This is a genomic window from Pseudoalteromonas sp. bablab_jr011, from assembly GCF_016464045.1.
In the GTDB taxonomy this organism is placed as follows: Bacteria; Pseudomonadota; Gammaproteobacteria; order Enterobacterales; family Alteromonadaceae; genus Pseudoalteromonas; species Pseudoalteromonas lipolytica.
The window spans coordinates 1-10,409 of the sequence record NZ_JACDWU010000336.1 but is presented as its reverse complement, the minus strand read 5'-3'; the positions used below and the strand labels follow the sequence as shown (position 1 = coordinate 10,409).

Below are 10,409 nucleotides of genomic sequence, written 5' to 3'. Positions count from 1 at the left end.
TGCCTCAACCCTCAACTGAATCAATAGTCTAATTATATAAATATCAGTATATTAAGTGAACTAAATGTATAGATTAATAGATCATAAGCAGAACATACTTAGACCAAAAGGTGATCAGAGTTTTCACACAGTCTGTGCCATAATCCGACCTTGAGACACATAGAGATTAAGACTGCAAAGATACGAAAGCGGAAGTTAGCTTTGGCCTGTTTAACGACAAATATTCCGACAAAGCAGTCATGACTATTAGTTTATTGTTAAATCTAATCTTTCTTTTCGTTCATCTACTCAATAACCCCACGCTAAACGTGACTTTAGCGTGGGGTTAGAGTTCACAGTAATTTTATCTGGATAGCTCTTTTATTTTTTTCTCTGAAAACCAGCGATATAAAACAGGTAAAACAAATAATGTTAACAGTGTTGCAGTTACCAAGCCGCCAACAATAACACTCGCTAATGGGCGCTGTATTTCTGCACCAACACCATTAGACATTAACATCGGTATCAAACCTAAAGCTGATGTTATAGCAGTCATAAGTACAGGTCTTAATCTTGAAGTAGCGCCTTCAAAAACGGCTTTAGATGCTTCTAGACCGTCTTTAATACGTTGGTTGATACTTTCTACCATAACGACCCCATTCAATACCGCTACACCAAATAAGGTAATAAAGCCAACGGAGCTTGGTACAGACAAGTATTGTCCAGATAAATATAAGGAGAAAACTCCGCCAATTACAGCAAGCGGCACGTTGACCAATATCAGCATAGCTTGACCAACAGAGCCAAAAGCAAAGTAAAGTAACAATGCAATTAGCGCTAAAGATAGAGGTACAACGATAGCTAGTCTGCTTTGAGCACGCTGCTGGCTTTCGAATTGGCCACCTATTGCTACCGAGTAACCTGAAGGTAGGTCAACTTTCTCAGCAATAACTTTTCTGATGTCGGCTACTACACTACCCATATCTCTATTCTGAACGTTTGCTTGAATAACGACACGCCTTTGAACATCATCGCGCCTTACTTGAGGAGGACCTGATTCAAATGAAACAGTTGCAACATCACCTAAGCGTACCCAGGCGCCTGTTGGTGACTGAATTCGAATATCTGAAATAGCTTCCTTATTTTGTCGGTACTCTTCTTCAATACGCACGTAAATATCATAACGTTCATTGCCTTTGATGATTTGTCCAGCTTCAACCCCTCCAATACCATCTCGCACAACTTCCATTATATCAACAACTGAAAGTCCAAAGCGCGATAGCTCTTGCCTATTAGGTTTTACGACAAGTTGCGCTTCACCTGCAATTTGCTCAAGAGCAACATCTCTTGCACCATCAACACTCTTTATAGCCGCTTCGATCTCTTGTCCTTTAGCTGCTAAAACGTCTAACTCAGGGCCAAATAACTTTATCGCCAACTGAGCTTTTACGCCAGATAGTAACTCATCAACACGAGTCGCAATAGGTTGAGAAAAGTTTAGTAGTAAGCCAGGAAACTCCTCTAAAGATCTCTCCATTTTCCCTTGAAGTTCATATCGATTAGATGCACTGGTCCACTCAGAAACAGGCTTCAACCCTATGTAAATTTCTATGTTATTCACAGGCTCTGGATCTCCACCTATTTCGGCTCGACCAATTCGGCTTAATGCATAGGTTACTTCAGGAAAAGCCATTAGTTTTTCTTCTAGAATTGGTGCCACAGTGAGCGCGGTATCTAAACTGGAAGAAGGTGCCAGCGTTGCTCTTAAGTTTATCGTCCCTTCTTCTAACTCAGGTACAAATTCAGTACCAATTAATGGAACTAATGCAAAGGCAGAGAAAACTAATATAAGTGCGGCTGAAATGACTAACTTGGTGCGTTTTAGTGCGAATGTAAGCCCTTTTCTGTAGAGTTTGTCTAATGGCCTAAGAACAAAGCTTTCCCTCTCTTTTACACCTGACTTAAATAAATAAGTTGCCAGTGCAGGTACGATAAACAACGCAACCACAATCGCAGATACAACGGCTAAGATGATGCTTATTGCCATAGGTTGGAATAACTTTGCTTCAACCCCTTCAAAGCTGAACAATGGCGCAAATACGACTAAAATAATCGAGGCAGCAAAAAAGACGGGACGAGCCACTTCTTTACCTGCATTTTGCAGACGTAATTTAATGCCGTGCTCATCGTGTTCTACATCGTGCGGATCTGCGTCAGAAGTTGGAACACGTTCCTTTACCGATTTCGAATGTGTCGCGTCAGGTCTATTTAAATGTTTAAACATATTTTCAACCATAACCACTGAGCCATCTACAAGCATACCAATAGCGACCGCTATGCCACCCAGTGACATAAGGTTTGCAGAAATGCCCCACCAAGCCATGATCATTAACGCGATACCAATTGAAATTGGAATAGATATTAATACCAAGAAGGTTGCACGTAAATTCATTAAAAATAGTGCTAATACAATACAGATGAAAATAAATGCTAGTAATAGTGCATCAACCACTGTATTTACCGCTTTTTCAATCAAATCAGCCTGATCATAAAAAGGCTCAAAGCGAACACCTTTTGGCAATGCTTGATTAATTAATGGAATTCTTGCATTGATACCATCAATGGTGGCTTTAGTATTTGAACCCATGCGTTTTAAGACAATGCCAGAGACAACTTCGCCTAAATTTTCGACTTTACCGTCTTCGGTTTTGCGCGTCATGGTGACAGCACCTTGACGAATTTCACTGCCCATTTCAACTTTAGCAATATCTGAAACCGTAACAACCGTACCATCTACTGTTTTAACGGGAACTTGTTTGATATTACTGATGCCAGCCTCACCACTCTCAAACCAGCCTGTGCCTCTAATCACAAGCTGCTCTTGCCCACGGTTCATGTACCATCCGCCAACATTCGCATTGTTGTTATCTAGGGCACCAACAACGTCTTCTTGCGTTAGTTCATATGCTAAGAGCTTAGATGGATCGACATTGACTTGGTATTGCCTAACATTACCACCAAAAGATAATACATCAGTGACTCCATCGACAGGCATAACGAGTAACTTAACAATCCAATCGTTAAGGCTTCGAAGCGCCATAGCATCATAACCTGCACCTTTATCTGAAATAAGAAGATACTGAAATACTTGGCCCAGCCCAGAGGTGTTTGGTCCCATTTCGGGTGTCCCAACACCTTCTGGTATCAGTTCTTTTGCGGCTTGAAGACGCTCAAATACGAGTTGTCTTGCAAAGTAAATGTCGGTGCCTTCTTTGAAAACAACCGTAACGCCAGACAAGCCTGTTTTAGAAATTGAGCGCACTTGTTCTACATCAGGTAGGGCATACATTACCGCTTCAATGGGGTACGTAATGAGTTGTTCAACTTCTTCAGCAGCCAGTCCTGGCGCTTCAGTATTTACAGCAACTTGAACATTAGTAACATCAGGAAAGGCATCCAAATTTAATTTTGGGATCACCATAACTGCACCAACCATAGTGGCAAACAGCGCAATCAAAATCAGGAGTCTATTATTAACAGACCAATCTATTATTTTATTAAACATAGTCTTGCTCCTTAGTGGTTATGCGGATCAAATCCGCCTTTAGCGATTTCAGAAGCAACAAAAAATGCGCCTTTGGTTACAATTCGCGTCCCACTATCAAGGCCAATGATTTCCCTAAAATCACCTAAGGCTCGGCCTAGTTCTACTTCTACAGCTTTAAATTCTCCAGGGTGGTCTTCGACAAATACGGTCCAATCACCATCTGCGCTGCGGATCAATGCTTCTTCTGGCACAGCCATCACTTTCTGCTTTGTGGCAAACTGAAAGTAAACTTTTACAAACATACCTGAATGAAGGTTATCATCAGCATTCTGTACCCCCAATCTAATAATTCTTGTACGAGTTACGGGATCAATTGTATGGGCTTCTTGGATAACTTTGGCATTGTAACTCTGGCCTTCTAATTTAAGTACCGCAGGAGAATCAATTGATAAATTTAGCTTTTTATTTGGAGAAACTTTTGCTTCAACCCATAGTTGTTTTTCATCAGCTAACAACATGACTGAATCCCCAGCATCAACACGTTGCCCTTGGATAAAGTCGTCTTGAAGCACGACACCTTCACGGTGCGCCGTTAATGCATATTGTCCAAATGCTTTAATGTCTTTGTTAGAAATACCATTTATTGCTTTTTCAGTTAACCCTAAAGCAATGAGCTTGCCATAGCTCGCATTGTATGTTGTTTCAGCTTGTAATAATCGACTTTCACTCACCGTCTTATTACCCAGCTTTTTTACACGTTGCCATTCGGTGGAGGCAATTAAATAGTCCGCTTGCGCTTGTGCCATTGCCTCACTAAATAAAGTGACTAACTTTTGGCCTATTTCTACGTGCTCTCCAAGCGCTGCGTGACGACTAATAATGACGGACTCAGTACGAGGTGAAACCACGTAGCTTTTATAGCCATTAGCTTTTATTTCGCCAGGTGCATATACGGAGCTAAATTGATATTCAGGCTTAACACTTTCCACTTTAATGTTAGCAAGCGACATCTTCTTTGGATCAATAGTGATACCTTCTTCATGTCCTTCTTCTCCCTCTTTATTACCACCTTCATGGCCGTGCTCGTCATGGTCACCTTTATCTTCTTCATGTCCCTTTTCGTGTTCATGCTCATCTTGATGTTCTTTTTCTTCTTGTTTCGAAACGTTTGTGACAGAATCAGTAACATCTGACGACTGTGCAAAAGCATCATGACTTGTAGTAAGCCCTACTAACAGGCTGCTAATTACTACGGCTAATAATTTTTTACTAAATATTGTATTCATTTTTGTAACCTATATTTTTAATAAATTTAAGATTTCGTTTTTCGCTACTGAAAAAACAAAGCGCTCAAATCTCAAATTTGGATAACTGACCCATACTTAAAATGAAGGATATTTCTGCAAGCTTGAATTGATTTTCCAAACGTATTCCTGCATGAAGCCCTTCCGCACGTTGATTTAATGCAAGTAAGTAGTCAGAAGTATTAATGTCACCAGCTTCCCAGCGCTTATTTAATAAGTTTTCGCTGCTATCTAATCTGCCTTTTGTCAGTTTTTGCCATTGCTCATAATATTTTTTACTGACAATAAGCGATTCATAATTAGCTTTTGCTTCAAATGACTGCTTTCGATAAACCGACCGAAAGTTAGCCTCTGCTGCAATTGCTTCTGAATAAGCGGCTTTAACAGTATCTGAATAGTTATTTCTGATATTTAAAGGCATTGAGAAAGTCACGCCAATCAAGTCTTCATCTCCACTTTTCCCTGCGTTAACTCCAATGGTTGGATTGGCTTTAGATTCCATAGTGGTTAGTTGAGCTTTAGATTGTTTTATCTTCCATTGCGCTCTAGCGAGTTTAACTTTTGGATGTTCCTCAACCCACTGAGAGTTAAATGAATAGTTTGTTGCTCCAAAAGTAAATGAAAACAAATTGGTAGTATTAGGCGTCCAATCAGGCAATAACTCCTGAACATTTACCTCTGCATTTTTCAAAGCAATTTGCGACTCAGATATTTCACTGAAAACTTGGGACAAGTTTAAATAAACCAGTTCAGCGTCAAGTGGCTCTAAAAGTCCTGCTTTTCGCTTATCTTCAATAATTCCAACGAGCGTTTGTAATTGATTTTCTCTTACTGAAAGTAACTGAGCCACCTTTTTTGCTGCTTGCCAATTAACTATTGCAGTTAAAGCGTTAGCCTTTTTAGAATCGAGTAGAGATAACAATTGTTGCTGGTTTGCATAAACACCAATTTCACCAATGCTTTTATTTGCTGATTGCTTATCCCAAAAATCAATCGTTTGACTGATACCAATAGAATAATTATCAAAATCACCCTCTTTTTCATAGCTTGCTTCAAGCTCTGGGTTATATACGGCTTTAGTTAAGCTCTTGGCTCTATGATTACTTGCATTAAGTAACTCTTTAGCCGCAACAACTTCGGGATCTTTATTTATTTGACTATCTAGCCATGAAATACTTTTCTGTTTGGCATAAGTGGCAACTGAAAAACTCACAGCCATACATAAAGACAGGACTAAACCTGCATTTTTTAAATATATATACATAAAAATTCTTAATTTTAAAATTAATAAACACGAAACCTTTATCCATTATAATAGGTCATTAAAAATTAATCTAATTAAGAAATAGGCGGACGAAGTATCGCTTCAAGAAAGGTACTTGTTTGATCAATTTGATAAGGCGTTTTATTGATAATGTTTAGTTTGCCCGTGGTATTTGAATTACTGACTAAAATCCAAGATAAGTGGCTGCCACTGCAATGTCCGCAGTGATGACAATCTTTTTCATTATGCTGCTCATCACCTACATTATCATTTGAGACATTTCGATCATCTGCATGATCATGTTGAATTTGAAGGTGCTCTATATCTATTTGGTGATTCTCAGGTGTTGCGGATACAACAGCAGTTAACGATTGCAAAACAATCGAAACGACTAATAGTATTTTTAACGCAACATTGAATTTCAAAATAAACACCTACTTAAATATGAAAAATTATAATATCAAAAAAAGGTTTTCTAAACTAGCCATGCGCATGTTTTTCATGCTCGTCACGGCAAGTTTCTTGAGGAAACTCAAACTCAATGGTTGTATGAGATAAATTATAAGAAGAAAGTTCCTTAGCCACTTGTTGTTTTAGCCTAATTAATTTATCAACCTCAAAGTTATGGGCTAACTCTAGGTGAGCAGTTAATACGTGACTTTCCCCGTCTAATGACCAAAAGTGCATATGATGAATCCCATTAATTTCAGGTATAGCCTTTATCGCTTTTTCAATATTATTCTGCACTTCTTCATCAGGTGTAGCTTGAAGAAATAGTGCCAATGTTGTTTTCAGGTTTTTCAAAACGTTAAACAATATAAACAGTGTAAAGCCTATAGAAAGCAAAGGATCTAATATTGGTAGATCTACAAAAAGCAGCACGATAGAAACAATTAGGACTGCAACCCAGCCAAGTACGTCTTCAAGCAAATGCCACGTAAGTACTTTTTCGTTCAGCGTTTTACCCGCTTTTAGTTTAAATACTGCATACCCATTAACAGCAACCCCAAGTAATGCAAGACCCAACATTCCTTCAGCCATTGGCATTTCAGGATTAGATAATCTTGGTATTGCTTCAAATAGCACCCAGACAGAACCAATAACTAATACAATACTGTTAATTAATGCGCCAAACAGGGTAAGACGACGATAGCCATAGCTAAATCTATCGGATGCTTCTTTATCCGAGAAACGACTCAGTATCCAAGCGAATCCTATAGATAAACTGTCACCCAGGTCATGTACAGCATCAGCCATAATAGCGGTACTGTTGGTTAGCCAACCACCAATAAATTCGATAATAGTAAATGAAACATTAAGGAAAAATGTCCAACCTATACGGTCGTCTTTTCCATGCGAATGGCTATGGCTATGATTGTGCATTTTCCACCTCAAGAACTTTTAAATTTCTTACATTGACTACGTTAAAATTGATAAAGTGACGGATCACTCGTTGATACATCCAACGTTTGATTCCTGATAAGTTAGTTCCTTTTTCGAGATAAAACTCATCAGGGGAATTATAAACACCAAAATCATCATGAATACCTTCTTTTTGTATATAGGTATCTTGACCACGCCAATCTGTATCTGGCGAAGAGAAACACTTTGTTGCAACACCATAACCACAAAATTCGTTTTTTATTTGACTAAATTTGTGCTGTAGTGAACTTAAATATTGTTCATCTAATATAAAGCCTTCTAAGTTTATCCAACGATCCTTGAAATAAACTTCAATCCAACTATGAATGATATATTTAGGTGCTAACCAAAATACATAAGTTGGAATAGCTCCTTTTTGTAATCGCTGCTCAATAGTAAAGCCGTGAAAACGACATTGAATACCTAATCCTCGTAACAAAGCCATCAGCAAGTTACCCTTGGTATTGCATTGTCCGTAACCATCGGCTAAAACACTGCTTGCTGAAATATCATCACTCTCATTGTAACCAAATAATATTTCATCTTTAACAAATTGGTAGGCTGCACCAATTTTGTTGAAGTCATCGAGTTCTTGCCAATTACGCTCAGAAATTAATGATTGAATTGTAGAGTGTTCAAAATTTACTATCTTGGTTTTTTCTAGATATTTGCTATTCATTGATGTTTCCTTACTTTGAACAACCAAAGGTTGATTGTTTATCTTCATTTGGTGTTTAACGTGTTTTCTCAGCAACAGCTAATTCTTGTTTAGCATCGCTTAGTATTCGGTAAGCGCCTCGAAGAATTAACATTGAAATGATGCTACCAATGACGATATCAGGCCAACGCTGTTTCAGCACCATAACGAGTATGCCTGCGATAACGACACCAAGATTTGCAATTACATCATTCGCTGAAAATATCCAGCTAGCTCTCATATGTACTTCATCGTTGTTGTGCTTTCGAATAAGGATGAGACAAATCACATTTGCAACTAAAGCAACCATGCCTACGCCAATCATAAACCAAGAGTGAGGCTCACTTTCACCATACAGCCTTCTAGCAATATCCATTAGAATTAGCACGCCTAACCCCAGTTGGAAATAGCCACTCACTAAAGCAGCATTAGCCTTATGTTGGATTGACTTTCCCACCGCGTATAGTGCAATTGCATAGACGATTGCATCCGCTAGCATGTCTAACGAATCTGCAATTAAAGCCGTTGATTCTGATAACCAACCAAAGCCAATTTCAAAAACAAACATCGAGGCATTGATAGCCAGAAGCCAATAAAGCACCGTTTTTTGCTGGTTATCTTTTAGCTCAACTTCACACCCACAATCGCTCATTTTCATCTCCGATTAACTTGTATGCTCTAACTATAAATCCTATAGTGACTATAGGGTCAAGTTTATTTGGAAATTTTATGAAAATTGGTGAGTTATCGAAAACATCGGGGTATTCAGTACAAACCATCCGATATTATGAAAAGGAGGGCTTGCTGTCAGATCCTGATCGCACTGAAGGGAATTTCAGGTTGTATTCTAATAAGGCATTTAAAGAGCTAGAGTTCGTAAAGCATTGTCGAAGTTTAGATATTCCGCTTAATGATATTAAGCGACTCATTGAATTAAAAAACAAGCCAGAGGAGAGTTGCTCTAGTGTAAATGCATTAATTGATCGGCAACTAACTTTAGTTAATCAACGAATGAAGGAATTGAATGCACTCAAAAAAGAGTTAAAACTAATGGCAAGCTCTTGCGGGTCTGACGGTACAATTGAAGTCTGTGGCATTATCAAGTCATTAGATAGTTGAACTAAATATAACTTTAGATTAGTAGTATTCACAAAGGCAATAATGAAAACCATTGGCAAATTAGCACAATCATTAAATTTAAATGTAGAAACCATTCGTTTTTATGAACGAGAAGGACTGATTACACAACCTGAAAAACCAATATCTGGTTATAGACAATATGACGAATCAATAGCAGGACAACTTAGGTTTATCACAAAAGCCAAAGCGCTCGGCTTTACGTTAAGAGAAATAAAATCGCTAATGTCTATGGACAGCAACTGCGCTCAAGTTGAGCTATTAAACCGACAAAAGTTAGCAATCATTCGAGACAAAATTAATGACCTTCAACGTTTAGAGAAAGTAATTGTGGGTATGACAAATACCTGTATGCAAAACGAAGATCCAACACATTGCCCCATAATTGACTCATTAAAATGATTGACTCCGTACTTGTATACGGAGTTTAGAATGATGGTAATATCAACCAATAGACTTTCAAATGATAAATAAAATATTAGACAGAGTAGGCTCTAGTGGCGTTTGGCTAGCGGCACGGCCTGCCTCCCTGCATTAAGGTCACTTGCATCGGCATTAGGACTAGGCTTCTTCTCTCACTTCGAAGGAATAGCTGTAAATACGCTTTTACCTATTTTTGCATCTTTGGAACTATTGGTAAACTTATACAACTGGCACAAAAATAAAAACCATACCAGAGCTGTCTTCAGCATTCTAGGGCCTGTAGCAGTGCTATTAACGCTTTATCCTCTTTGGCTATATGATTGGAGCACATACCTATTTTACTTTGGTATTTGCTTAATGGTCGTTATGTCGGTTTTGGATATCGTAAAACCAGTAAGGGAGCAAACATGCAACGTATGGCTAATTGCCGTCGTTGAAACGATTAACGGTCAATGTCTGCTTTTCGCTCAAAGCCACCCTTAGTGCATTTACGTTAACTCATTTTGGGGCGTGCGACGTGAAGTCGTATGAAGCGCTGTTCACCGCTTAATGAGTGAACCATCTGTATCACCAGATGATCCTAGGAGCCTGAATAAAGTAGCGGCTCTGACAATGTAACGAAGGTTGGTATGCGCC

Annotated in this window: 10 protein-coding genes; 3 read left to right on the top strand and 7 right to left on the bottom strand. The window is 38.6% G+C overall.

The genetic code is table 11. The annotated features are described in order from the left end of the window. Positions 1–343 precede the first annotated feature (343 nt). From JIG41_RS22535 to JIG41_RS22505, 7 genes are all read right to left on the bottom strand, one after another. Positions 344–3,544 carry an efflux RND transporter permease subunit gene (locus JIG41_RS22535; protein WP_055022222.1) on the bottom strand — a complete coding sequence of 1,067 codons (3,201 nt, stop codon included), beginning with the start codon at positions 3,542–3,544 and terminating at the stop codon, positions 344–346. 11 nt (positions 3,545–3,555) lie between these two features. After that, on the bottom strand, positions 3,556–4,812 hold the full coding sequence (locus JIG41_RS22530; protein WP_063530010.1) for an efflux RND transporter periplasmic adaptor subunit: 1,257 nt from the start codon (positions 4,810–4,812) through the stop codon (positions 3,556–3,558). 64 nt (positions 4,813–4,876) lie between these two features. Further along, positions 4,877–6,094 carry a TolC family protein gene (locus JIG41_RS22525; protein ID WP_008468875.1) on the bottom strand — a complete coding sequence of 406 codons (1,218 nt, stop codon included), beginning with the start codon at positions 6,092–6,094 and terminating at the stop codon, positions 4,877–4,879. A 74-nt stretch (positions 6,095–6,168) separates the two neighbouring features. Next, on the bottom strand, positions 6,169–6,519 hold the full coding sequence (locus JIG41_RS22520) for a hypothetical protein (protein ID WP_004588885.1): 351 nt from the start codon (positions 6,517–6,519) through the stop codon (positions 6,169–6,171). 55 nt (positions 6,520–6,574) lie between these two features. Next, the gene (locus JIG41_RS22515) at positions 6,575–7,477 is read right to left on the bottom strand and encodes a cation diffusion facilitator family transporter (protein WP_004588886.1); all 903 of its coding nucleotides are present in this window, start codon (positions 7,475–7,477) and stop codon (positions 6,575–6,577) included. Continuing rightward, the gene (locus tag JIG41_RS22510) at positions 7,464–8,195 is read right to left on the bottom strand and encodes a transglutaminase family protein (RefSeq protein WP_004588887.1); all 732 of its coding nucleotides are present in this window, start codon (positions 8,193–8,195) and stop codon (positions 7,464–7,466) included. Before JIG41_RS22510 ends, JIG41_RS22515 begins: the two co-directional genes overlap by 14 nt. 55 nt (positions 8,196–8,250) lie before the next feature. Further along, on the bottom strand, positions 8,251–8,865 hold the full coding sequence (locus tag JIG41_RS22505; RefSeq protein WP_004588888.1) for a cation transporter: 615 nt from the start codon (positions 8,863–8,865) through the stop codon (positions 8,251–8,253). Positions 8,866–8,942: 77 nt separating this feature from the next. Here JIG41_RS22505 and JIG41_RS22500 point away from each other — a divergent pair, with 77 nt between their 5' ends. From JIG41_RS22500 to JIG41_RS22490, 3 genes are all read left to right on the top strand, one after another. Further along, positions 8,943–9,332 (top strand): Cd(II)/Pb(II)-responsive transcriptional regulator, encoded by a 390-nt coding sequence (locus JIG41_RS22500; RefSeq protein WP_004588889.1) that lies wholly within the window; start codon positions 8,943–8,945, stop codon positions 9,330–9,332. A gap of 42 nt (positions 9,333–9,374) precedes the next feature. After that, a complete protein-coding gene (locus JIG41_RS22495; RefSeq protein ID WP_004588890.1) occupies positions 9,375–9,752 on the top strand; it encodes a MerR family transcriptional regulator in 378 nt (125 codons plus the stop codon). 102 nt (positions 9,753–9,854) lie between these two features. After that, a complete protein-coding gene (locus JIG41_RS22490) occupies positions 9,855–10,256 on the top strand; it encodes a MerC family mercury resistance protein (protein WP_230237177.1) in 402 nt (133 codons plus the stop codon). Positions 10,257–10,409 lie beyond the last annotated feature (153 nt).